At 38.8% G+C, this 25,415-nt stretch carries 20 protein-coding genes; 12 read left to right on the top strand and 8 right to left on the bottom strand.

Translation table 11 applies throughout. From position 1 onward, the window contains the following. The first annotated feature begins 96 nt into the window (after positions 1-96). Entirely contained in the window at positions 97-2,898 is a 2,802-nt protein-coding gene (gene polA / locus R3X26_RS06875) for a DNA polymerase I (protein WP_317716477.1), read from the top strand. 749 nt (positions 2,899-3,647) lie between these two features. Here the strand turns inward: polA and yihA are convergent. Then, entirely contained in the window at positions 3,648-4,349 is a 702-nt protein-coding gene (gene yihA / locus R3X26_RS06880; protein ID WP_317716478.1) for a ribosome biogenesis GTP-binding protein YihA/YsxC, read from the bottom strand. A 189-nt stretch (positions 4,350-4,538) separates the two neighbouring features. Between yihA and R3X26_RS06885 the strand changes: the two genes are divergently transcribed. From R3X26_RS06885 to hemN, 5 genes are all read left to right on the top strand, one after another. Further along, entirely contained in the window at positions 4,539-5,156 is a 618-nt protein-coding gene (locus R3X26_RS06885; protein ID WP_317716479.1) for a c-type cytochrome, read from the top strand. Between the two features lie 707 nt (positions 5,157-5,863). Further along, entirely contained in the window at positions 5,864-6,502 is a 639-nt protein-coding gene (locus tag R3X26_RS06890; RefSeq protein ID WP_317716480.1) for a class I SAM-dependent methyltransferase, read from the top strand. After that, positions 6,502-7,080, top strand: a complete 579-nt coding sequence (gene yihI / locus R3X26_RS06895; protein WP_317716481.1) for a Der GTPase-activating protein YihI — start codon at positions 6,502-6,504, stop codon at positions 7,078-7,080. The genes R3X26_RS06890 and yihI overlap by 1 nt, the downstream gene beginning before the upstream one ends. 6 nt (positions 7,081-7,086) lie before the next feature. Continuing rightward, positions 7,087-7,584: a DUF2489 domain-containing protein gene (locus R3X26_RS06900; RefSeq protein WP_317716482.1), complete on the top strand. Its 498-nt coding sequence runs from the start codon at positions 7,087-7,089 to the stop codon at positions 7,582-7,584. Between the two features lie 152 nt (positions 7,585-7,736). Beyond that, on the top strand, positions 7,737-9,125 hold the full coding sequence (hemN, locus tag R3X26_RS06905) for an oxygen-independent coproporphyrinogen III oxidase (RefSeq protein ID WP_317716483.1): 1,389 nt from the start codon (positions 7,737-7,739) through the stop codon (positions 9,123-9,125). A 155-nt stretch (positions 9,126-9,280) separates the two neighbouring features. Here hemN and glnG read toward each other — a convergent pair whose 3' ends face one another. The 3 genes from glnG to glnA form a co-directional block, all read right to left on the bottom strand. Beyond that, positions 9,281-10,690: a nitrogen regulation protein NR(I) gene (gene glnG / locus R3X26_RS06910; RefSeq protein ID WP_317716484.1), complete on the bottom strand. Its 1,410-nt coding sequence runs from the start codon at positions 10,688-10,690 to the stop codon at positions 9,281-9,283. Positions 10,691-10,725: 35 nt separating this feature from the next. Further along, positions 10,726-11,772, bottom strand: coding sequence for a nitrogen regulation protein NR(II) (glnL, locus tag R3X26_RS06915; RefSeq protein ID WP_317716485.1), 1,047 nt, complete (start codon positions 11,770-11,772; stop codon positions 10,726-10,728). Positions 11,773-12,141: 369 nt separating this feature from the next. After that, a complete protein-coding gene (glnA, locus tag R3X26_RS06920; protein ID WP_317716486.1) occupies positions 12,142-13,551 on the bottom strand; it encodes a glutamate--ammonia ligase in 1,410 nt (469 codons plus the stop codon). Positions 13,552-14,108: 557 nt separating this feature from the next. Between glnA and typA the strand changes: the two genes are divergently transcribed. The 5 genes from typA (at position 14,109) to R3X26_RS06945 (ending at position 18,852) form a co-directional block, all read left to right on the top strand. Further along, entirely contained in the window at positions 14,109-15,941 is a 1,833-nt protein-coding gene (gene typA, locus R3X26_RS06925) for a translational GTPase TypA (protein ID WP_317716487.1), read from the top strand. A gap of 93 nt (positions 15,942-16,034) precedes the next feature. After that, positions 16,035-16,559, top strand: a complete 525-nt coding sequence (locus R3X26_RS06930; protein ID WP_317716488.1) for an AAA family ATPase — start codon at positions 16,035-16,037, stop codon at positions 16,557-16,559. 9 nt (positions 16,560-16,568) lie between these two features. Next, on the top strand, positions 16,569-17,471 hold the full coding sequence (locus tag R3X26_RS06935; protein ID WP_317716489.1) for a virulence factor BrkB family protein: 903 nt from the start codon (positions 16,569-16,571) through the stop codon (positions 17,469-17,471). Then, positions 17,443-17,877, top strand: a complete 435-nt coding sequence (dtd, locus tag R3X26_RS06940; protein ID WP_317716490.1) for a D-aminoacyl-tRNA deacylase — start codon at positions 17,443-17,445, stop codon at positions 17,875-17,877. The genes R3X26_RS06935 and dtd overlap by 29 nt, the downstream gene beginning before the upstream one ends. 72 nt (positions 17,878-17,949) lie before the next feature. Beyond that, positions 17,950-18,852: a bifunctional GNAT family N-acetyltransferase/hotdog fold thioesterase gene (locus tag R3X26_RS06945; protein WP_317716491.1), complete on the top strand. Its 903-nt coding sequence runs from the start codon at positions 17,950-17,952 to the stop codon at positions 18,850-18,852. A gap of 64 nt (positions 18,853-18,916) precedes the next feature. On the opposite strand, the gene R3X26_RS06950 is transcribed toward R3X26_RS06945, so the two are convergent. The 4 genes from R3X26_RS06950 to hslR all read right to left on the bottom strand — a co-directional run bounded on the left by R3X26_RS06950 (position 18,917) and on the right by hslR (position 24,313). Continuing rightward, positions 18,917-20,935: an AsmA family protein gene (locus R3X26_RS06950; RefSeq protein ID WP_317716492.1), complete on the bottom strand. Its 2,019-nt coding sequence runs from the start codon at positions 20,933-20,935 to the stop codon at positions 18,917-18,919. Positions 20,936-21,051: 116 nt separating this feature from the next. Continuing rightward, positions 21,052-22,680 (bottom strand): phosphoenolpyruvate carboxykinase (ATP), encoded by a 1,629-nt coding sequence (gene pckA / locus R3X26_RS06955; RefSeq protein ID WP_317716493.1) that lies wholly within the window; start codon positions 22,678-22,680, stop codon positions 21,052-21,054. Positions 22,681-23,014: 334 nt separating this feature from the next. Then, a complete protein-coding gene (hslO, locus tag R3X26_RS06960) occupies positions 23,015-23,890 on the bottom strand; it encodes an Hsp33 family molecular chaperone HslO (protein WP_317716494.1) in 876 nt (291 codons plus the stop codon). Between the two features lie 15 nt (positions 23,891-23,905). Beyond that, positions 23,906-24,313, bottom strand: coding sequence for a ribosome-associated heat shock protein Hsp15 (gene hslR / locus R3X26_RS06965; RefSeq protein WP_317716495.1), 408 nt, complete (start codon positions 24,311-24,313; stop codon positions 23,906-23,908). A gap of 169 nt (positions 24,314-24,482) precedes the next feature. Here hslR and gspC point away from each other — a divergent pair, with 169 nt between their 5' ends. Further along, positions 24,483-25,406 carry a type II secretion system protein GspC gene (gene gspC / locus R3X26_RS06970; protein ID WP_317716496.1) on the top strand — a complete coding sequence of 308 codons (924 nt, stop codon included), beginning with the start codon at positions 24,483-24,485 and terminating at the stop codon, positions 25,404-25,406. Positions 25,407-25,415: the final 9 nt, after the last annotated feature.

Consider the following 25,415-nt stretch of genomic DNA (forward strand, 5'->3'; position numbering starts at 1 on the left):
AAATTAGACTAGATTCCTGTGCTTATCTGAATGGATAATAAAGGGCGTTCGTGGCATTCTAAGCGGATAATTTTCTTTGTTTGGATAACAATACTTATGCCTAGCATCCCTGAGAACCCGTTAATCCTGATTGATGGGTCTTCCTATCTTTATCGCGCGTTTCATGCTTACCCTGATTCAATGAGTAATGGCGATATCCCAACCAACGCTGTTTACGGCGTGGTCAATATGTTGCGTAGCATGATGCGTCAATTTTCTTCTGACAAAATGGCAGTTATATTTGATGCGAAAGGAAAAACGTTCCGTGATGATCTGTATCCAGAATACAAAGCAAATCGACCGTCTATGCCTGATGAGTTACGTTGCCAAATCGACCCCTTATATGATGTGATAAGAGCAATGGGGTTGCCATTAATATCTATTCCAGGTGTTGAAGCGGATGATGTTATTGGTACATTGTCCTCACAAGCGTCCCAAGTTGGTATGCCGGTGCTGATTAGTACTGGGGATAAAGATATGGCGCAACTCGTGGATGATAATGTCACTTTGATTAATACCATGACTAATGTGGTAATGGATAGAGAAGGTGTTATTGAAAAATTTGGCATTCCTCCAGAGTTAATTATCGACTATTTGGCGCTTATGGGCGATAAAGTGGATAACATTCCAGGTGTTCCAGGGGTGGGTGATAAAACAGCAACGGCCTTGCTACAGGGTATTGGTAGCATAGAAAAAATATACAATAATTTAGATGATATTGCTGCGTTAGGGTTCCGTGGTTCGAAAACCATGGCAAAAAAACTGATTGATCATAAAGCTAATGCGTACATGTCTTATCAGTTGGCAACCATTAAATTGGATGTAGAACTTGAACAAACACCAGATTCCTTAATTAAACAGCAACCTAACAAAGATGCCTTAATAGAGTTATATGGCAAGCTTGTCTTTAAATCCTGGCTCAATGAATTATTAGAAGGTGGAACAGGCACAATAGAAGCTGATGATAAATCGGGTCGTGTCGTTAGCTCATCTTCTATGACTGCTGCTGATACTACCGTTATTGATAGCTGCGCTGTGAAAATCGATCGTGATAAATATGAAACGATTTTAGATGAAGAACATTTTGAACGTTGGTTAATAAAATTAAGTGAGAGTGATTTATTTGCTTTTGATACTGAAACTGACAGTTTAGATTATATGGTAGCGAATCTTGTTGGTGTTTCTTTTGCTGTTGAAGAAGGTGTCGCTGCTTATGTTCCTGTGGCTCACGATTATATTGGTGCACCGGAGCAGTTGAACCGAGATTGGGTGCTAGAAAAACTAAAACCGATTCTACAAGATGAAAATCAAGCTAAAGTTGGTCAAAATTTAAAATATGATACCAGCGTATTAGCTCGATATGATATTGAATTAAAAGGCATAAAACACGATACTATGTTAGCGTCATACGTTTATAATAGCGTAGGTGGCAGACATGATATGGACAGTTTGGCATTGCGTTTTTTACAGCATAGCTGTATCTCGTTTGAGGCCATTGCCGGTAAAGGTAAAAAACAGCTTACCTTTAATCAAATTGATTTAGAGCAGGCAGCACCATATGCGGCTGAAGATGCAGACGTTACCTTACGGTTGCACTATCGTTTGAATGCTGAAATAGAAAAAGATCAACAACTAAAATACGTTTATCAACAAATTGAAATGCCATTAGTTCCTATACTTTCTCGTATTGAAAGAACTGGTGTATTCATTGACGACATGCTCCTTGCTGCTCAATCCCAAGAAATTGCACTTCGGTTAGATGAATTGGAAAAAGAGACTTATGACATTGCTGGTCAAGAATTTAATCTAAGCTCGCCCAAGCAACTTCAAGCCATTTTATTCGAAAAAATGGGCTTACCAGTTATAAAGAAAACACCGTCTGGAGCTCCTTCGACTAACGAAGAGGTGTTACAAGAGTTAGCTTTAGATTACCCGTTACCAAAACGTATTTTAGAGTATAGAGGTTTAGCTAAGCTAAAATCGACTTATACCGACAAGCTTCCACGAATGATTAACGCCGAATCTGGTCGTGTCCATACTTCTTATCATCAAGCTGTAACAACCACAGGGCGTTTGTCGTCTACCGATCCTAACTTACAGAATATTCCAATTAGAAATGAAGCGGGTCGCCGTATTCGTCAAGCGTTCGTAGCACCACATAATTGGAAAATTCTTGCGGTCGATTATTCTCAAATTGAACTCCGTATCATGGCGCATCTTTCAGGTGATGAAGCACTACTCAATGCCTTTAAGAACGGTAAAGATATCCATGCTGCAACGGCTGCTGAATTGATGGGGATCAGTATCGAAGAGGTTTCAACTGAGCAGCGTCGTAGGGCAAAAGCGATAAACTTTGGTTTAATATACGGCATGAGTGCATTTGGTCTGGCTAAACAGCTTGGTATTCCTCGCCATGAAGCGCAAAGTTATATGGATACCTACTTTGAACGCTATCCTGGCGTTTTACAGTATATGGAAGATACCCGTTCAAAAGCCTCTGAATTAGGTTATGTAGAAACTATATTTGGCCGAAAACTCTATCTGCCTGAAATTAAGTCTAGAAATGGGATACGCAGAAAAGCAGCTGAACGAGCTGCAATCAATGCACCGATGCAAGGTACAGCTGCAGATATAATCAAAAAAGCGATGCTATTAGTTGACGAGTGGATAGAAACTGAAGGTGACGGTAAGGTTCGTCTATTGATGCAAGTACATGATGAATTGGTATTAGAAGTTGAAGAATCAGTTTTAACCGAAATTGAAATAAAAATACAGAAATTGATGGAGTCAGCGGCAGAGATTAACGTTCCTTTGGTTGCCGATACGGGTCATGGAGATAACTGGGATCAAGCGCATTAGATAGCCTCACGCATATAATGGATTGTATTCTAGAGCCAGCGCACGGTCGCTGGCTTTTTTATGCAACTTGCTTAAACCACAAGTGTAAATATTATTAATAGACTATTTGTGTACTTTAAAGAGAAAAATATGAAAAAAAATTACGAAAAGTATTTTCAAATCTGATCGTTTGTTGTACAGTATCTCTTGTAGGGTACAGAGGTAAGATGTTCTATCTTTCAGACCTTTTGTTTCACGTTATTGGATTAGGCTAATTCAGCCGCCCCAGTCAGTATTTGACTGGGGCGTTTTTTATTGCGGAAAAGAAAATTATAACAAACAAATCTTGTTTAAGTTATTGTTTTTTTGAGTAAACATTTCCTTTTTGTTTTTAGTTGGATATCTCGTAAGTTGCAGAATAGATAAACCTAACGCGTCAAAATAGAACTAATGAAAATCCTTTATTTTGAATGGTTATGATTCCAAGAGGTGAATTTAGACTTAAACCTATTAATGGCAAAAGAAAAATTTTAGAAATAAAGTTACATAATTGTTAACTGATAACATTTCATAAATATATGAGGTATCCCTTTCACTCCACTTTTCTGCTTGCCTTTTTTCTAACCAGCTATTTGAGCATAATCAGCATTCGAGATTTTACGACAGAAAATCCAATAGCGAAAAATGAAGTACGAAAGTTAGAAGAGAGAATATTTAAAAAGCCCACTATTTAAAGTGGGAGATTTAAAGTAGTCGACTTTAAGTTACGGCTATTCTTTATTTTCAGGAGTGATATTTGATATATTATCTGCAGTTTGATCCTGAGTATTGTGCTCTAATTCTTCAGCGTTTAACATTACAGGGCTGAACCAAGTGTCGAGTTTTCTACGTAACTGCTCTACACCAATACCTTTTAAAGAAGAAAAGAGATCCACAGATACGTCACCGGAAAAAGAGACTGCATCTTTTTGTATTTTTAGAAGTTGTGCTTTTCGAGCGCCACTTTTTAATTTATCCGCTTTAGTTAGCAAAACTTGAACGGGAATATTGCACTCTACTGCCCAATAGATAAGCTGTTGGTCAAGATCTTTCATTGGGTGACGAATATCCATGAGAACCACGAGACCTTTTAAAGATTCTCGTTTTTGTAGGTATTCACCTAAAGATTTTTGCCATTTCTTCTTTAGCTCAAGAGGAACTTGTGCAAAGCCATAGCCAGGGAGATCGACGATGTGGCAGTTCTCTTGAACTTGGAATAAGTTGATGAGCTGCGTACGACCAGGTGTTTTACTGGTTTTTGCTAAGTTACGTTGGTTAGTCAAGCGGTTAAGTGCGCTAGATTTACCTGCATTCGATCGCCCTGCAAAAGCAATTTCGATACCTTCGTCCTCTGGTAAGTGGCGAATATCGGGGGCACTAGTGATAAAATGCGTGTTTTGATAGTGAATTTTTGCGCTCAATGTTAACTCCATCTGACTTTATGTAGTCAGTTGATTGCTTTTTTGTTAAATTGTGTAAAATAACCGAAAGAGTATAATAAAGTTGTATATTGTAACACGTCATATATAAAAAAACGTGGTACTGGAAGCCTAGGTTTGTTTTTTTATTCGGTTACTAAAGCATGAAAAAGAAACAGAGCCTCATAATTATAATGGAATGTCATGAATAAATTAGCACTAATTTTGGGGCTGTTTGCCAGCTTCACTGTTTGGGCCCAAGGTAATGTTGAAGCTGGTAAAGCTAAATCAGCCACTTGCGTTGCTTGTCACTCTACCGACGGGAATAGTCTCATTACGCAGTATCCAAAAATTGCAGGTCAGCATGCAAAGTATATAGAAAAACAGCTTGCTGAACTGAAGCTTGGTATTGAAACGTCAGGTGAAAAAGGCCGTTACGATCCAGTAATGAGCCCAATGGCGATGTCTCTTTCTGAGCAAGATATGATGGATTTAGCTGCGTATTACTCATCGTTACCTATTTCTGATAATTCAACACCAGAAGATGTTGTAGATGAAGGAAAAGTTCTTTATCTCGCAGGTGATGCCGAGCGTGGCTTAACGGCTTGTGTTGCATGTCATGGACCTAGAGGTAATGGAACCGAGTTATCTGGTTTCCCTAAAATCTCCGGACAACATGCGGATTATATTAAAATCCAATTAACCAAATTTAAAGCTGGCGAACGTCAAAACGATCTCAATGAGATGATGCGAGATGTAGCAATGAAGCTAACAGATGCCGAAATTGATACATTGTCTAAATATGTTGGTGGTCTACACTAAACATTCAGTCGAATTCTCCTCCTTAAACTCGATTTATCTTTAGCGACATAACTTACTTTAAGTTTATGTCGCTAAGTTATTTATGAGATCTATATCAACTAGGTACTTAACGTAAGTCAGCGCATTTTTCTTATCTTCTTGTAAGAGATTGACCCGTTCTATTAATTGACTATTCGTTAAGTTATTGAATTGATTTCTGGTTTAAATTGAGTGATGCAATTAACCTATTTTTTTACTATCAGTCCTTGCTCATAAATTCTTTTGGCGTAAATTGTTGTCAAAGCAAGAAGCGGAAACGGAATGGATTAGCCATAGATGGCTAGCATGGATGTAGCTCTTGGAGCAAGGATTCTCAAGGTGAGATAAAGGAAGAAACATAGACAAGAAGTTTGTGTGATAAGGATGGTCTTTGACTAAAAGGAATTAGTAGGTAACGGATCAGGCTTAGGATGAGCCCAGTAGTAGGATGCTATAAAGGACGTGAAAAAATGATTAGGATGATCACCAACTAAAATTAGCAAGGAAAGCTTTAATAACAGATGGATTATTGTGTTTGTTAGTATTGGCTACACACCTTTTTTCCATTAATTGGCCACCTTTTCTGAGCGACAGATTATTCTGTCGCTTTTTTTATATCTCTGTCGAAATAAGCTCCACTATTTAACCTAATTCTGGTATGTTTCGCATCCCAATATGAGGATGACTTTATGCTGCCGTGTCCTTTGTGTGAAGATGTAAACTCTAAGCATTACTATAAAGACAAAAAGCGAGATTACTTTCAATGTAATCGCTGTAAGCTTGTTTTTGTACCAATAGATCAGCGTTTGGATAGTGATGCTGAAAAATTGATATATGATTTGCATGAGAATATTCCTTCTGATGAAGGGTATAGACGGTTTCTTTCTCGGTTTTCAGTGCCTTTGATTGAACGATTAAGTCCTAAATCTAATGGGTTGGATTTTGGCTGTGGTCCCGGACCGGCTTTATCTATGATTTTACAAGAATCAGGGTACAATATGAGCCTATACGATATCTATTATTATCCTGATAGAGAAGCTCTCAAAAAAACCTATGATTTTTTAACGGCTACTGAAGTGATAGAGCACCTCTATTATCCAAATATTGTGTGGCAGGATTGGTTAAATTTAGTTAAACCAAGTGGCTGGATTGGCATTATGACCAAGCTAGTTGTAGACGTAGAAGCGTTTTCGAAATGGCATTATAAAAACGACCTTACCCATGTCTGTTTTTATAGTCGATCAACTTTTCAGTACTTGGCCGAACGGGATAAGCTCCAACTTGAATTTGTTGGGAATGATGTAATTTTACTGAGGAAACTCCAGTAATGAGTAGAAATAAAAAATCAAGAAAACCTGGTTCTTCTGGTGAAGTCGATGTCATCGTAACGAGAAATCGTAGTGAAGCAGATGTAGAAGGTCGTTTACGTAAGCGATTGAAAAAGCGCAAGGGTTTAAAAACTGGCAACCGTAATGCTGAATCTTCAGAAACAAAACAAAGAACGGCAGCCCAGAAGAAAGACCCACGTTTAGGTAGCAAGAAAAAAATACCGTTAATTGTGGAAGCAAAGAAAAAACCAACTAAACAAGAACGCCGCATATCAGCTGAAAATGAGCTTGAAATGCTTGAAAATGATGCTCAATTGAATGTGTTGTTGGATCGTATTGAAGCTGGTGAGAAGCTAGGTGCAGGTTTACAAAGTTATGTGGATGAAAAATTAGATCGTATTGAAATATTGATGAATCAACTCGGTTTAATGGCACCAGAAGAGTCTTTAGAACAACAACCGGATCAAGAAGATACTGTTGCTGAGCCTGTAGTACGTAAAGTTAAAAAAGCGCCGAGTAGTGATGAAGAACTGCTATCTCAGTTTGAAGATTTGAATTTAGATGACTTTAAAGGATAAAAGAATATGGGCGTAACAATAATGATTATTATTGGTGGGCTAATTATTCTTGGATTAATCTCCTATGCGGCTTACTTGTGGTTACAAGTAAGCAAGCAAAAACAACAGCAAAGTGACGCAAAAAATAGGGCTATTTCGAAAAGAAATACTAATATTTTTGATAGCGTGAACACACTTTGTTTAGCGGGTATTCAAGGCCAATGTGATTTATCAGAAATTAGTATCCGAGTGTACTGCATTTTAGATTATGTGCAGGGAGAACAAAGAATAGACGTGTCAAAAGAGTATCCGGCTCTATTTGAGCTTTATGATCTTGTCAAAGATATGGCTCGTGGTGATGCGAGACAAAAATTAGCGAAACAAGATCGCATGCGACAAACACTTGAGCGTCAAAAAGCCGAAGCGCGCTTGAATGACGAAGTAGTAAAAAACTTGCAAAAACTGCAAGAACAAATAAAGCCTTTAAGTGTATCATCGACGGACAGTGGTACTGCTAATAGTTAGACGTTATCTACTATTCTTTTTGCTAACTAAAAAGAGTGAGTGATCCTGTTATCAGTTCTGAACATTTTTTCTGCTAATTAACCACGACTTAGCATTGTCTCTTATGTTGGTGTGGCAGAATACATGAACTCTTATGTGTAAAAACAAAAATAATGGAATGCAATATTATGTCTAGCGAACAAATAGTTTGGGATCAAGCCGTATTAGATAAGTATAACTATTCAGGGCCTAGATATACGTCATATCCAACTGCTTTAGAATTCCATGAAGCTTTTACTATTGCTGAGTTAGACATGGCTTGTCGACAGTATCCAGAGCGTCCGTTATCCCTTTATATTCATATCCCTTTTTGTCATAAGCTTTGTTATTACTGTGGTTGTAATAAAGTGATTACTCGCCACTTGCATAAAGCAGATGAATACCTAGATGCTATTGAACATGAAATTCGTCAACGTGCTTTTTTATTGAACGAACGCCGAGTTACTCAACTTCATTTCGGTGGTGGTACGCCTACGTTTTTAAGTAAAGAGCAAATGAGCCGTTTAATGGCGATTGTACGTAGTGAATTTAAGTTCGTGCAGGATGCCGAAATAAGTATCGAAGTCGATCCGCGTGAAATTGAATTAGATATGCTAGATCATTTACGTGGTGAAGGATTTAACCGTTTAAGTATTGGTGTTCAAGACTTCGATAAAGACGTACAGAAAGTCGTTAATCGTGAGCAAGATGAAGCCTTCATTTTTGCTATGGTTGAACGAGCAAAAAAACTAGGCTTTCGATCTACAAACTTAGACTTAATTTACGGTTTACCTCTGCAAACAAAAGAATCCTTTGCATCAACGTTAGCTCAAGTTTTGAAAATGAAGCCTGGTAGGTTGTCAGTATTTAATTATGCGCATATGCCTAATCTATTTGCGGCTCAGCGTAAGATAAAAGATGAATTATTACCCGCTGCAGAAGTAAAAATGAGCATTTTGCAAGACACTATTGCTACTCTGACAGGAGCCGGTTATCAATTTATTGGTATGGACCATTTTGCGCTTCCTGAAGATGAGCTGGCAACTGCCCAACGAGAAGGTGTTCTTCATCGCAATTTCCAAGGTTATACAACACAAGGCGAATGCGACTTAGTTGGTTTTGGAGTATCCGCTATCTCGATGATTGGTGATACTTATGCTCAAAACCAAAAAGAACTTAAAAAATATTATGCTCAAGTTGATGAAATGCGTCACGCTTTATGGAAAGGGGTCTCGTTAGACAACGACGATTTAATTCGACGTGAAGTGATTAAAGCGCTTATTTGTAATTTCAAATTAGATAAGCAGCAAATTGAGACAATGTTTAACCTTGAATTTAACCATTACTTTGCCGAGGATTTGACGCTACTGCAAACCTTTGTTGACGATGAATTGGTCTCGGTGTCTGACAATGAAATAAAAGTAACGGCAAGAGGTAGACTGCTGATCCGTAATATTTGTATGTGTTTTGATAAGTACCTACGCGATAGAGCAAGACAACAACAATTTTCCCGAGTGATATAAACCCGTTTAAACAAGGATACATAGAGCGACGAGCAAACGTCTTAGGCACATTTGTTTATTAGGCACATTAGTTTATTAGGTATACTGATTTATTAGGCACATTAGTTTTCTTTTGGAAAAAGTAATAAACTAATGTGCACATACAGTAAATACGATTAGCTAATATCAAGCTCTTTAAGCTTGCGAGTTAAGGTATTTCTTCCCCAACCTAGTACTTTAGCCGCTTCTTGCTTATGGCCATTAGTATGCTGTAGAGCGGCTTTTAATAAGATACGTTCAAACTCTGGCAATGCATACGACAGTAATTCCGTTTCTCCTGAATTTAAAGCATTTTGCGCCCATGTTTCTAATTGGGCCTGCCAACTACCGCTTCCTGATGTACTGGTAATGGTTTTCTCTTCAAGAAGCTCAGTGGGGAGATCTGAAGGCAGCACTTCACTTCCACTTGCCATTACCGTCAGCCAGCGACAAATATTTTCTAATTGGCGGACATTACCCGGCCAAGCAAGGCGCTTTAATGCTTCTACAGTACTGGAATGAAGCGATTTTATTTCTACACCTAGTTCTTCTGCGGCGCGAACTAAAAAGTGTAGAGTCAGTTTTTCTATATCTTGCTTTCGGTCTCTTAACGCTGGAATTTGAACACGAATGACATTTAATCGATGAAACAGATCTTCACGAAAGCCACCTTCATGTACTAATTGCTCTAAATTTTGGTGAGTAGCAGCAACGATGCGCACATCAACTTTGATAGCTTGATGCCCACCGACTCGATAAAATTGACCATCAGCTAAAACTCGTAACAAACGTGTCTGTATATCGAGTGGCATATCGCCGATTTCATCTAAAAATAATGTACCGCCATTCGCTTGTTCAAATCGACCTTGACGAACATTATTCGCACCAGTAAATGCCCCTTTTTCGTGGCCAAATAATTCCGATTCAATCAAATCTTTAGGTATAGCCGCCATATTTAGCGCAATAAAGGGTCTTTGTGCTCTAGGGCTATGGCGATGTAATGCATGGGCAACTAACTCTTTACCTGTTCCTGATTCGCCATTTATGAGAACAGAGATGGAAGAGCGAGACAACCTACCAATAGCTCTAAATACTTCTTGCATTGCCGGAGCTTCACCTATTATTTCTGGTGTTTCACTAGCAAAAGCATCGTCAGGAGCCGCTTCTTTTTTCTGTTCGTGACTATGAACAATAGCTCGCTCAACAAGAGTAAGTGTTTCATCAATATCGAAAGGTTTTGGCAAGTATTCAAATGCGCCTTTTTGATAAGCATTAACGGCCGCATCTAAGTCAGAGTGAGCCGTCATTATAATAACTGGCAAATCAGGATAACGAGAATGAACTTGATTAAGGAGATCGAGCCCATCCATGCCAGGCATGCGAATATCTGAAACTAATACATCGGGTGCTTCTCTTTCCAGAGCCATTAATACACTTTCTGCATCTGCAAATGTTTCACATTTGATGTTTGCTGAAGAGAGCGTTTTTTCCATTACCCAACGAATGGAACTATCGTCGTCAACAACCCACACATATCCTTTACTCATATCTAGACTTCCTTTGCCGTAACTTACCTTTCGCCTTAAATAGGTAGGTAAATTGTAAATGTTGTACGACCAGGCCAACTTTCAACATCAATTTTTCCGTTGTGTTGGTCGATCAAATTCTGTGAAATAGATAACCCTAACCCTGTACCACCATCTCTTCCGCTTACCATCGGATAAAACAACGTATCTTGTAGTTTCGCAGGAATACCAGGCCCATTATCGATAACTTCAATTCTGGCAGCCAATTTATGGCGATGCCCATGGATATTGGCCTGATGTAAGGTTCTAGTTTTTAATATTATTTTTGCATCATCTTGATTCTTCATCATTTGTGCTGCATTGCTGACAATATTCAATAATGCTTGCTCTACTTGGTCTTTATCCATTAAGAGGTCAGGTAAGCTGGGGTCATAATCTCGCTCAATAATGATATTGGACTCACTTTCTAACTCCACCAACTGTCGTACTTTTTCTAGTACAACATGAAGATTTTCTTGCTCTTTTTTCCCCGGTTTTTGTGGTCCGAGTAAGCGGTCAACAAGTGCTCTCAAGCGATCGGCTTGCTCTATAATAATTTGGGTGTATTCCGTTAATGACGGATCTGGAAGCATTTTGCCCAATAATTGTGCTGCGCCTCTTAATCCACCGAGTGGATTTTTTATTTCGTGAGCAAGTCCTCGAACAAGAAGTTTCGCTGCTTGTTGTTGTGCATGTTGATTTAACTCTTGGCTTAGACGACGCTGTTGCCCAATCTTTCGCATCTCTATAAGTAGCATGAGCTGTTTGTTCCAAGATAAAGGGCTGGCGGTGACTTCTAGTATTAATGGCTTACCTTCAACGATAAAAGTGACATCACTATCCGTCATACTTTGACCACTTTGCAAAGGCTGAGTGAGCAACGCAATATCCATTGATGCGTGTTGGATCAGTTGTGACAAAGGCTTATTAATAATTCGCTTCGTGCTTTGTGAAAATAGTTGTTCCGTTGCCGGATTTGCGTAGCGTATAACTAGATTCTCATCTAGCATTAGCGTTGCGGTAACAATATTATCCAGTATGGCTGTTGAAAGCTCAGTGGTCACAATTTTTATCCTTACTTTGCTCTATATTTGAATGTTGCACTGTATTGGTGCGACATTGATTTCAGTATGAACCATGAAATGCAAGATACCAAGGCTAGTGAAGTAAAAAAGCCTAAAAAATGGTCAGTATATCCATAACTTTGTCGATATTTTGTGGTTCAAAATGTAGATGCACCGTTATGGTTTAAATAATGCAATTATCTTGCCGCTTTGTAGGGCGAGAGAAAACGATAAACGTGCGTTTAACAAAGAGTGCTGTTGTTGTTAGATATTGAGGCGGTGAATGATGTTAATAGCAGAAATAAAAAAACTCGCCATAAGGCGAGTTTTTACAATTACAATTTTACTATTTTTGTATGAAAAGTGTTCTTATACAGAGTAGTAAAGTTCAAACTCAAGTGGGTGAGTTGCCATGTTTACTTTAACAACATCTTCAGATTTAAGAGCGATATAAGAATCGATAAAGTCATCTGAGAACACACCGCCAGCGGTTAAGAATTCACGGTCAGCATCCAGCGCTTCAAGTGCTTGCTGTAGTGATTCTGCAACTGTTGGGATTTCTGCTGCTTCTTCTGCTGGAAGATCGTAAAGATCTTTGTCCATTGCTTCACCAGGGTGGATCTTGTTCTTAATTCCGTCAAGACCAGCCATTAGCATTGCAGCAAAAGCTAAGTATGGGTTCGCTGTTGGATCACCAAAACGTAGTTCGATACGACGAGCTTTCGGGCTTGGTACTACTGGAATACGGATAGAAGCAGAACGGTTACGTGCTGAGTAAGCAAGCATTACTGGTGCTTCAAAGCCTGGAACTAGACGTTTGTACGAGTTAGTTGATGCGTTTGCAAATGCATTAATTGCACGAGCATGTTTGATGATACCACCAATGTAGTAAATCGCCATTTCTGATAGGCCGCCGTACTTGTCACCAGCGAACAGGTTTACACCATCTTTTGCTAAAGATTGGTGTACGTGCATACCAGAACCGTTATCACCAACTAATGGCTTAGGCATAAAGGTTGCTGTTTTACCGTAAGCGTGAGCAACATTATGAACAACATACTTATAAATTTGAATTTCATCTGCTTTAGTTGTTAGCGTATTAAAGCGAGTTGCTATTTCGTTTTGACCAGCAGTTGCTACTTCATGGTGATGTGCTTCAACAACTAGACCCATTTCTTCCATGATTAAACACATAGCAGAACGGATGTCTTGAGATGAATCTACAGGTGCTACTGGGAAGTAACCACCTTTAACTCCAGGACGGTGACCTTTGTTACCATCTTCAAAATCAGCGCCTGTATTCCAACATGCTTCTACATCATCGATTTTGTAGAAAGAGCCAGACATATCACTGTTAAATTTCACATCATCGAACAGGAAAAACTCTGGTTCTGGACCAATAAGAACGGTATCAGCAACGCCTGTTGCACGCATGAAGTCTTCAGCACGTTTAGCAATAGAGCGTGGATCGCGATCATAACCTTGCATTGTTGCAGGTTCTAAAATATCACAACGAATATTTAAAGTAGCGTCTTCTGTGAATGGGTCTAAAACAGCACTTGATGCATCAGGCATCATTACCATATCTGACTCGTTAATTCCTTTCCAACCAGCTACAGAAGAACCATCAAACATTTTGCCATCTTCAAAGAAGTCAGCATCTACTTGATGAGATGGAATAGAAATGTGTTGCTCTTTACCTTTAGTATCGGTAAATCGCAGGTCTACAAACTTAACTTCGTTTTCTTGGATCAGTGATAGAACATTTTCTACTGACATCTTGGATAACCTCCAGTGTTATTAATTTGCTACAGTCTCGCGCCTAAAATGGTGTTGATTAATTTCTTAGTCTAGATTGAATTAATCAACAATAAATCTAAAGCTAAAACCGTGCCATATAATTTAATCCTTTAATTTCAAAGGCTTAATCGAAAAAGTGTTTTTTTGGTGCAGCTTTCGCACCATTATGATCCTGTCATTGCTCTATTTTGGTGCGAACGAGGGTTTTATAAATGCAGAATCGAACAAACACTATTCAGCACTCACGACAGAGAAAAGTCAAACGGATTTTAAAGCGCTAGGGTTTAATCAATCATTTGTTCATTTATGAGAGTATAGAGATTGTAAAAATAAGCGTTTGTTGGTTGATTCCTCAACAAAAAGTAAAACAATTGTCGATAAAGATCACATTCTTTAGTTTTTTGATTAAAAATCTGGTACATTAGCGCCGATTTTTAAAACTGTTTATTTTTAGAACGGTTTTTTACTACCTTATACCAGCTAACAGCAAAGCGGCGTAATTTCGCGGCTTCATATTATTGAGTGAATCAAAATTCATGACTACTCCACAGATTAATAAATTAAGAAATATCGCGATCATCGCGCACGTTGACCACGGTAAAACCACTCTTGTAGATAAACTGCTTCAGCAGTCAGGTACTTTAGAATCTCGTGGAGAAGCAGAAGAACGCGTTATGGACTCGAATGATATCGAGAAAGAACGTGGCATTACTATTCTTGCAAAAAATACAGCAATTAACTGGAATGACTTCCGAATTAATATCGTAGATACTCCAGGACACGCCGATTTCGGTGGTGAAGTTGAACGTATTATGTCTATGGTTGATTCAGTGTTATTGATTGTTGATGCTGTAGATGGACCAATGCCACAAACGCGTTTTGTTACTCAAAAAGCGTTTGGTCATGGTTTAAAGCCTATTGTTGTTATTAATAAAGTTGACCGTCCGGGCGCTCGTCCAGATTGGGTTATGGATCAAGTGTTTGATTTATTCGATAACTTAGGTGCAACGGATGAACAGTTAGATTTCCAAGTTGTTTACGCCTCTGCTTTAAATGGTTGGGCGTCAGCAGAAGAAGGTGTTGAAGGCGAAGATATGGAACCTTTGTTCCAGTCTATTGTTGATAACGTGGAAGCGCCAAAAGTAGACCTTGATGGTGCACTTCAAATGCAAATATCTCAGCTTGATTATAGCTCATATGTTGGTGTTATCGGTGTTGCACGAGTAACACGTGGTAAAGTTGTACCGAATCAACAAGTAACTATTGTGAGTGCTGATGGCAAAAAACGTAACGGCAAAGTTGGTACTGTGCTTGGTTACTTAGGTCTTGAGCGTCACGAAGTTGAACAAGCTAACGCTGGTGATATCATCGCTATTACAGGTTTGGGTGAATTGAAAATTTCAGACACCATCTGTGATCAAAATGCAGTTGAAGCAATGACGCCATTGTCGGTAGACGAACCAACAGTAACCATGACTTTCCAAGTGAATACCTCACCATTTGCAGGTAAAGAAGGTAAATTCGTTACCTCTCGAAATATCCTTGAGCGTCTAGAAAAAGAATTGGTCCACAATGTAGCATTGCGTGTAGAACAAACTAACGATCCTGATAAATTCCGTGTTTCAGGTCGTGGTGAGCTTCATCTTTCTATTCTTATTGAAAATATGCGTCGTGAAGGTTTCGAGCTTGCGGTATCGCGCCCAGAAGTGATTCTTAAAGAAGAAGATGGAAAATTATTAGAACCTTATGAAACCGTAACGATTGATGTTGTAGAAGCGCATCAAGGTAGCGTGATGGAAAATATCGGTATCCGTAAAGGTGAATTAACCGACATGTCTCCAGATGGTAAAGGCCGAGTTCGTATGGATTTCATGATGCCTTCTCGTGGTCTTATTGGTTTCCAAACAGAATTTATGACGATGACGTCTGGTTCTGGTCTGCTTTATCATACATTTGATCATTATGGTCCACACAAAGGTGGCGTTATTGGTCAACGTAGTAATGGTGTTCTTATTTCAAACGCTACAGGTAAGGCTCTGACGTATGCATTGTTTAACCTTCAAGAGCGTGGACGTTTATTCACTGAGCATGCTGATGAAGTGTATGAAGGTCAGATTATCGGTATTCATAACCGCTCGAATGACTTAACAGTAAACTGCCTTAAAGGTAAACAACTGACTAACGTTCGTGCGTCTGGTACTGATGAAGCACAAGTACTGTCGCCACCGATTAAGTACACATTAGAACAAGCATTAGAGTTTATTGATGAAGATGAGTTGGTTGAAGTGACGCCAGAAAGCATTCGTATTCGTAAGAAACTTCTTACTGAAAACGAACGTAAGCGCGCAGGCCGCCCAGCTAAAGCATAATTTGCTTTAAATCGGTAACTGAATAAAAATACCCCTTCATGAGTGATTCATGAAGGGGTATTGTTTTTTGGTTCGCAAAGCGTAGGAACAAAGATGAAATCAGTGGTAATAACCGGAGGACCCGGTGCAGGAAAGACTAGTATTATTGAATTACTGTCCAAACACGGTTATTGCACCTTTGAAGAAAGCTCACGTCATTTGATTGAGCAACAGTCACAACTGAGTGATGGTGTTTTACCTTGGACTAACTTAGAACAATTTGCTCAACTTTGTTTAGATATGATGCTACAACAGAAAAAATCATCGCAAGCGAAGTTGGATATTTGTTTTTTTGATCGGGCGATCCCTGATATTTGTGCTTATTTGCAACTAGGTAACTTAGAGGTTGAAACCTCATTTATAGAAGCGAGTTCGGGTTATTATAACAAAGTCTTTTTTTGTGCTCCTAATGCAGATATTTATAGCCAAGATGAGGTGCGTCCTCACCCTTTTTCAGAAGCGCTCGACATTCATCAACTGTTGCTAGATTGTTATCGTAATTTTGGTTATCAACCAATAGAAGTGCCTTGGGGTACAGTGGAAGAGCGTGTTGATTTTATCTTAAACCATATAAATTGAAGGTTTGTTATGCATAAATTAACGTGTTTTATTAACACGACAATTCATTATTTAAATTATCTCAGACAACGAACAAAAAATGATCGATTGACGGTAAATGCAGGATACATGGCCTATATTACTTTGTTATCTTTAGTGCCTCTTACCACCGTTATTTTATCTGCATTAGCGCAATTTCCTGCTTTTACTGATGTTGGAGTGACAGTTCAACAGTTTGTTATTCATAATTTCGTTCCTGCCGCTGGTGATGCAATTAAAGAAGCGTTAGAGGCATTTGTGGCAAATACAGCGCAAATGACCACCGTTGGTGCCGCTTTTTTGTTTGTAACCGCTATTTTATTGATTTCTAGTATTGATAATAACTTAAACTACATCTGGCGAGTTAAGCAGAAGCGTCGTTTAATATATTCATTATCGATTTATTGGATGGTATTAACTTTAGGTCCTCTTTTGGTTGGAGCAAGTATAGCGGTAAGTTCTCATGTCGCTTCTCTTAAGTTTTTAAGTAATGATACGGTTAATTTTTTATACGGTGTCCTGCCGTTAGTTTTTTCCTATCTGGCATTTTTTGGGTTATATTTATTAGTTCCGAATATTCAAGTTAGAGTACCTCACGCCTTATTTGGTGCGCTGATCAGTACTATCTTGTTTGAAGTAAGTAAAAATACATTTGCTTATTACATCTCAGCTTTCCCGACCTATCATGTTATTTACGGTGCACTAGCGGCTGTACCTATTTTATTTGTCTGGATTTACCTATGTTGGTTAATTGTATTAATTGGTGCTGAATTGACCGCGAGTTTGGGCGAACGTGATAAATGGAATCGTTCTATACAAATAGAGCTACCAATGCTAATTGAACGTATAATTAGGAGAAAAACCAGTGATAGCTCTGATACAAAGAGTGAGTGAAGCCTCTGTTAAAGTGGATGGACAAATTGTCGGGCAAATTGATAAAGGGCTGCTTGTCCTTTTAGGGATAGAAAAAGGCGATGATGAAGCTAAAGCTAAGCGTTTAATGGAAAGAGTTACTCAATACCGAGTTTTTTCTGATAAGAATGACAAAATGAACCTTAACGTGAAACAAGTAGAGGGGAGTCTTTTAGTTGTTTCACAGTTTACCCTGCCTGCTGATACCAAAAAAGGAACAAGAGCGGGTTTTTCACGCGGCGCGAATCCAATAGAGGCTGAGAAATTGTATCATTACTTTTCTGAGTGTTGTGCTGAAGTGTTGCCAACAGAAACCGGCCGTTTCTCTGCAGATATGAAAGTATCATTAGTGAATGATGGACCAGTTACATTTTGGCTACAGGTATAACTAAGATGTTATTTTATTGCTTGCTGTCTTGCCATTTTTTGCCTGAATACTTACTAATTAAAAAGGATTTTAATGTTTAAGTTAATCACTCCCAAAACGGATAATCAGATTGCTAAATACTATCACTTTCGTTGGCAGATGTTACGAGAGCCACTTCGTTTGCCGGTAGGATCTGAGCGTGATGAATTTGATGAAATGAGTCACCATCGAATGATAGTTGATGGGCGTGGTCGTCCAATGGCGATTGGTCGTCTGTATATTACGCCTGATCATGAAGGTCAAATTCGCTTTATGGCAGTAAAACCGAATCGTCGCAATAAAGGTGTGGGTTCGTTAATACTGGTTGCGTTGGAGTCTTTCGCTCGTCAAGAGGGCGTAAAGCGGCTAGTTTGTAATGCCAAACAAGAGGCCGTGGCGTTCTATGTTAAAAATGGCTTTGAAAGCCAAGGAGAACTAAGTGGTCAATATGGTGCTAATCGACATCAACAATTAGTGAAGCAATTGGATCCAATGGAGAATATTCTGCGCAGGCCAGAATGGTGTGCAGAACTTCAAGAGCGTTGGGAACAACAAATTCCAATCAGTGACAAAATGGGTATCAAGATTACTCAATATACTGGTTATCAATTTGAATGCAGTGCGCAACTCAACCCAAATTTAAATCCAAGGAATTCTATGTTTGCGGGTTCTGCTTTTACATTAGCAACGTTAACTGGTTGGGGTATGACATGGTTACTCATGAAGGAACGAGGGTTACAAGCGGACATTGTTCTAGCTGAGAGCAAGGTTCGTTACAGGCATCCAGTTGAGCAAACACCAATAGCGACAACATCTTTAGATGGTATTAGTGGTGACTTAGATCGTTTGGAAACGGGCAGAAAAGTACGAATTGTTATCAATGTTACCATTTTTAGTGGCGATACTGCAGCTGTTGAATTTACTGGGACTTATATGCTGCTCCCTAAACCGAGTTAATATGCAGTGTTCTCAATTAGAGAGGTATTCATAGTATTAATTTGGTTAGTATAACGCATAGCATTTATTTTGTTTTTTGCTTATCAATACAGACAGACTGTTCTTGATCATCATGGTTAATAAAATGATGACTAATAAGATCATAATTTAGAACTGAGCATGGGGTTTTAAGCTCCAGTTGTACCGTATTATGGTTTTGTTCAACTAAATCTATATCGACTGTAAATTGCCCCGAAATCTCCTCACCGGAAAGAATAACGGGCTCCAGTTTGATTCTTCCTCTATCTGCCTTAATGGATATATCTGGACTTTCAAAAGAGTGTGAATAGGCTTCACTTTGTTGTTGCTCAAATAAGCGTGATTCTCTTAATGAACCAACTAACTGCCCACTCAAACTATGCCTTAGCATTAACTCATCCCCTCCAAGGCCGCTTAGACCTAATTGAAATTCAGCTAGTCCTTGTATGTCAATTGGTAGAGCTATCCATTGTGTGATTATGTCAATAGGTAAGCCATCGGCAAATACTTCCATTCTCCATGGCTGACTTGGTTGGGTTAAATTGTAACTTGCAGTGGCATCAATAAGCCCATGTTCTAATGGAATGATTGCTTCATCAAGCACCCAAATACCATTATTACTCTGCATCGTAATAAGTGGGTGACTAGTTAATAGTTGTTGAAAACTGGCGTTGTTGGCTGAGAGTCTGATATCTCCTTGCCAAAGTGAGGTTTTATTATCTTTGACTAAGATGAGATTATTGCCGTCAATGGAAAGGCCAGAAAACTGCCAATTGGGTTTCTGAGCCAATTGTATAAATTGAGTGCGGCTTACTTTTAGGTGGTCAATTGCAAGGTTATTTAAAGACGATAAGTATTGCCGTATGACAGACAGGTTTTCAGGCGACTCATAAATCCACTTCATGCCGTCAATTTGTAAATCTTTAAAATAGGCACTGTTAGGGGTTAATTCACCTGCTGCTTGCACAATACCTTGTTCAAACTCTACGCTGAGCGAATTAATAGAAATCAGGTCTTTATCAAAATAGCTCTCAAATATTGGATCCAGAAATAAGTGATTGAACAAATAGATACTTTCCGCACCGAAGGAGACATAAGCATCCTCTTGCTGCCAAACTTCTTCTATTTTCCATCTACTGTTGTGCTTTGAAATACTTTCTGTTGGTGCGCTGACTTCTTTTGTCGCTATGTTTTCTAATTTTGGATAGTTATTGGTTTCGTGTAGAGTAATGTTTTCAAGAGAAAGGTCGCCATTAGTCACGTTAAACATGTCTGTTTCTATTGAGCTATTTAATATGTCTAAGCTGTTAATATGGTATAGGTTATTTAAAAAAATGGACCAATCTACAGTTTTGATATTATCCCATTGCTTATTAGTCAACCTTAGTTTATCGACAGTCGCATTAACCAACGACCATCCTTGTTTATATTGCTCGGCTTGAGTTGAGATGTCACTCCCTCTCCAAACTAATGAAGCGCCATATATAGTACTATTGTCAGCCTGATAGTTGGCATTAATGAGAACATCATCAAATGCTTCGTTTTGCCAGTAGATCTGGTCTGCAGAGAATTGTATTTGTCCGTATGGAATACTTTGAGTCTTATCTTGAAAATCAGGGTTAGTAATTTGAATATCTGTATCTCTAGAAATTAAATTTCCATCTGAGTAATCAAGATTTGTAATTGCTATTTGATGAAAGCTGAGTGATTTGAGATCAGCCATTGTGGGTAAACCATGTTGTAAGCGAACTCCGTTTACTTTAATACTATCGAATACCAAGGCTTGTTGTGCGATTGAATTAGAATGAATCCAAATATCTACTTGTTCTATATTAATAGGTTCTTCTTGCAGATCGACTAGCTCCACCCCTTGCAAAGATAAATGGTTGGGCCATTCGAAATCCGCTTGGTAAACCGATGCCGATACACTTGAATACTGTTTAAGCAAATGATTGATAAGTTTTGTTGTATAAGGTCCTTGTAGCGCAAAATACAGAGCAATGAGAGCACAAAGTAGAATCAACATTAGTGTGGTTATGAAGATGACCAGTGCTTTCTTTATCATTTGAACGCTATCCCATTTGCTTGTTTTTTACAGATTGACTCAATTAGTTAACAGATTCAACAAAAAAAGCCCTTCGATAGAAGGGCTTAACCATTTAATGTGTATTAGAGTCTAACTTAGTCCAATTGAGGGCCTGCGCTTACCAATGCAGCACCTTCGGCATTATCAGTGTATTTGGCGAAGTTCTTGATAAAGCGTTGAGCTAAATCTTCAGCTTTACTTTCCCACTGTAGAGGATCAGTATAAGTGTCTCTAGGGTCCAAAATAGCAGGATCTACGCCCGGTAATGCTGTTGGTACTTCTAAATTAAACACCGGTATTTGAGTTGTTTCTGCGTTCTCAATAGAGCCGTCTAAAATTGCATCAATAATACCTCGAGTATCTTGGATCGAGATGCGCTTACCGGTACCATTCCAGCCGGTATTAACTAAATAAGCTTCTGCACCTGACGCTTCCATACGCTTAACTAATACTTCTGCATATTTTGTTGGGTGTAGCGTTAGGAACGCAGCACCAAAACAAGCAGAGAAAGTTGGTGTTGGTTCAGTAATTCCACGTTCAGTACCTGCAAGTTTAGCGGTAAAACCAGACAAGAAGTGGTACTTAGTTTGTTCTGCTGTTAATTTAGAAACAGGAGGAAGTACGCCAAATGCATCGGCAGTTAAGAAAATAACTTTGCTCGCATGGCCTGCTTTAGACACAGGTTTAACAATATTATCAATATGGTATATAGGGTAGGAAACACGAGTATTCTCAGTTTTCGAACCGTCATCAAAGTCGATTGAACCATCATGACGAACCGTTACATTTTCTAGTAATGCATCTCTACGGATCGCGTTGTAGATATCAGGCTCTGCTTCTTTTGAAAGTTTAATGGTTTTTGCGTAACAACCTCCCTCGAAATTAAATACTCCGTCATCATCCCAACCGTGTTCATCATCACCAATTAGTGCACGTTTTGGATCGGTAGATAAGGTAGTTTTACCAGTACCTGATAAACCAAAGAATATCGCGGTATCACCATCTTGACCCACGTTAGCAGAACAGTGCATAGCGGCAATGCCTCTTAACGGTAGGAAGTAGTTCATCATGGCGAACATACCTTTTTTCATTTCACCGCCATACCAAGTACCACCGATGAGCTGCATTTTCTCTGTTAAATTAAATACGGTGTAGTTTTCTGAATTAAGACCTTGTTTCTCCCAATCTGGATTGGTTGTTTTCGCTCCGTTCATAACCACAAAATCAGGTTCAAATGTCGCTAACTCTTCTTCTGTTGGACGGATAAACATATTCTTAACAAAGTGACACTGCCAAGCAACTTCTGTGACAAAACGAATAGCTAGACGCGTATCTTCATTGGTACCACAATAGCAATCGAGAACAAAAAGGCGCTTACCTGATAACTGTTTGGTGGTTAACTGTTTCAGTTCGTTCCAAACCTCTTGAGTGATTGGTTTGTTATCGTTTTTCACTTGATCAGAAGTCCACCACATGTTTTCTCTGGTAGTGTCATCTAATACGATAAATTTGTCTTTTGGTGAACGTCCTGTAAATATTCCAGTATCAACGGCAACGGCGCCTAACTCAGTTACGACGCCTTTTTCATAACCTTCTAAATTTGGACGAGTTTCTTCTTCAAACAACAGGTCGTAACTAGGGTTACGAATAACTTCCTGCACGTCATTTAATCCATATTGAGTTAGGTCTAGTGTTGCAGCCTTGGTATGTTCCATAACGGTCATAGGTGCTCCTTAATTAAGATTTTTGTAGGGTAATCGTTAAAATTTATTTTTAATCTGTTCACCATGCTAGCAACGAGAAAGGGATAAAACAGGGAGATAAGTCATAAATTGTTCATGATTTATACAAGCTTTTGAATCATCGGTCACATTTTAGAGTGGTTGTTTCTGGAGCATTTTTACGTTTTGAGCTAGATCAATTTTTTATCTAGTATTAAAAGTGAATTCTTGGGCTAAATAGAACAAAACGAGTGAGATAGAGAGGTTTTAGGCACAAAAAAAGCCGGTTTATACCGGCTTGATGTTTATATTTAGAATATTTACATACTTGCAAATATTAATGAATGGTCGGGCTATCTTGATCGGCTTGAGAATAAAGCTCTGCTACTTGTTGTTCGTTGAACGAATAATTCGTGCCGCAGTAATCACAATGTAAAGTAATTGTACCTTCAGTAGTTAACGTTTGGTAAATTTCTTCTTTAGCAATTGTTACAATTGCACTGGCGCTTTTTTCTCTAGAGCAACCACAATGAAATTCAACTGGCTGTGGTTCAAACAGATTAACCGTTTCCTGATTATATAAACGATAGAGTAGTTCATTGGCCTGTAACGAAAATAATTCTTCGTTTTTTACAGTATCAGTTAGTTGTTCTAAATGTTCAAAATCTTCTTCTGAGCCTGTTCCATCAGGCATTACCTGTAATAACATACCGGCAGCGTGTGGTTGGCCATCTTTTTCACCCAGACGGAACCATAAACGAGTTTTTAGTTGCTCAGAGCGAATAAAGTAATTTTCTAGAACTGTGGCAAGGTCGTCGCCTTCCAGACCAACAATACCTTGGTATCGTTCTCCTTGGTGTGGAGAAATAGTAATAACGAGGTGGCCTTTGCCAATCAATTGATGGAGAGTCGCATCGGTAGGAATATTGCCTTCCCAACGAGATACTCCACGGACTTTTTGTTCATGATCGCCATTAATTACTGCTAATGACACCGGACCATCACCTTGTAATTGTAGCGTAATCGATCCTTCAAATTTAAGTGTTGCTGTTAGCAGTGTTGTGGCCACTAAAAGCTCGCCCAATAAATGTTGAATAGGTGCAGGGTATTCTTTACTGGAAATGATCTCTTGATAAGCTTTATCAAGCTGTACAAGTTCACCTCGAACAGATAGATCGTTGAATAGATAACGGTTTAACACGTCATGTGCCATGTCAGAATACTCCGGCTATTGATTTTTGAATTTAATAATATCTCGACGCTGCTTTTTATCAGGCCTACGTTCAGGGCTGGGATTATAGAGCGTATTGAGTTTGCGTTTTTGGGCATTTTGTTCGCTTTTTGCGATGCTTTCTGCTGTTTCTGTGTATAAAAGCTGAGCTTCTGGTGCCCCTCTTCTTTGGCCAGAAATTTTTTCTATAACAACGGTTTTCTCATCATGTCCTTGCCGCAAGGTTATTGTTGCACCGACATCAACTATTTTACTGGGTTTAGAGCGTTGACCATTATAATGAACTTTGCCACCGTCAACCATATTCCGGGCAATAGAACGCGTTTTATAAAAACGAGCAGCCCATAGCCACTTGTCGAGTCTGACGGCTTCTTTATCGTTTACTGCCTTCTTATCCGCTGCCATATTATAGATAACACCATCCTAAAACTATTTGGTGTAGAAGTGGTGGCATAACTCTTAATTTTCAAGAGTGATATTAAAATTGTCGTCATTCTGTTGCCTGCTATTTTATCTCATTATGATATTCTGTGGTATTACGATTTATAACGACTTAATTAGATAAAGGTTAGTCATGTCCTTTCTTGCAAGTAGCGCTCCGATGCTTTCTGGATTCACAGCAACGTTATTAACAACGTTGTCCGAGTCTCAGACAAAAATAAGTTCGTTGATCGCGCTTATCTTTATTGGCCTTTCTGCGTGGATATCAGGTCAAATTTTTTGGTATTTGGATGCCGAAAAAACCACAGTAGACAAGTGGGTTCCTCAGGCGGAGTCAACTCAACTTACCCCGAGTTCGACTCATCGTGATTTATCGAAATTATTAGATGCTGCATTATTTGGTAAGCTCAACGATAACGTTGAAGCTCCCCTAACGGCTCCTGTAATTCAAGATGCACCTAAAACTCGGTTGAACTTAATTTTAGTTGGTGCGGTCTCAAGCTCTACTGCCGATAAAAGTTTAGCGGTTATAGCAAATAAAGGTAGCCAATCAACGTATGGTATTGGTGAAAAAATCGACGGAACACAAGCGAAAGTAAAACAAGTTTTTATTGACCGAGTGATTATTGATAATGCTGGGCGCGATGAAACGCTAATGCTCGATGGTATTGAATTTTCTAAACAAAATAATCAAGTGAATAGAGCATCAAGTCAACCAGTACAAAATACATTACGGCCAGAGTTAGATGAAGAATTGATGGCGTCGATTAGAGCTGAAATAGTTAATGACCCACACAAAATTCTACAATATATACGCCTATCTCAAGTTAAAAAGGATGGTAACTTAATCGGTTATCGAGTGAGACCGGGTAAAGAAAAATTACTTTTTGACTCTGTAGGTTTGAAAAATGGCGATATTGCCACTTCGTTAAACGGACAAGATCTCACCGATCCTTCTGCCATGGGTGAAATTTGGCAATCTATGTCGCAATTAACGGAATTAAGTTTGACGGTTGAACGAGACGGTCAACCTTACGATATTTATATAGCATTATGATTCTAGTAG

The organism is Vibrio sp. TH_r3 (genome assembly GCF_033101115.1).
Classification (GTDB): Bacteria; Pseudomonadota; Gammaproteobacteria; order Enterobacterales; family Vibrionaceae; genus Vibrio.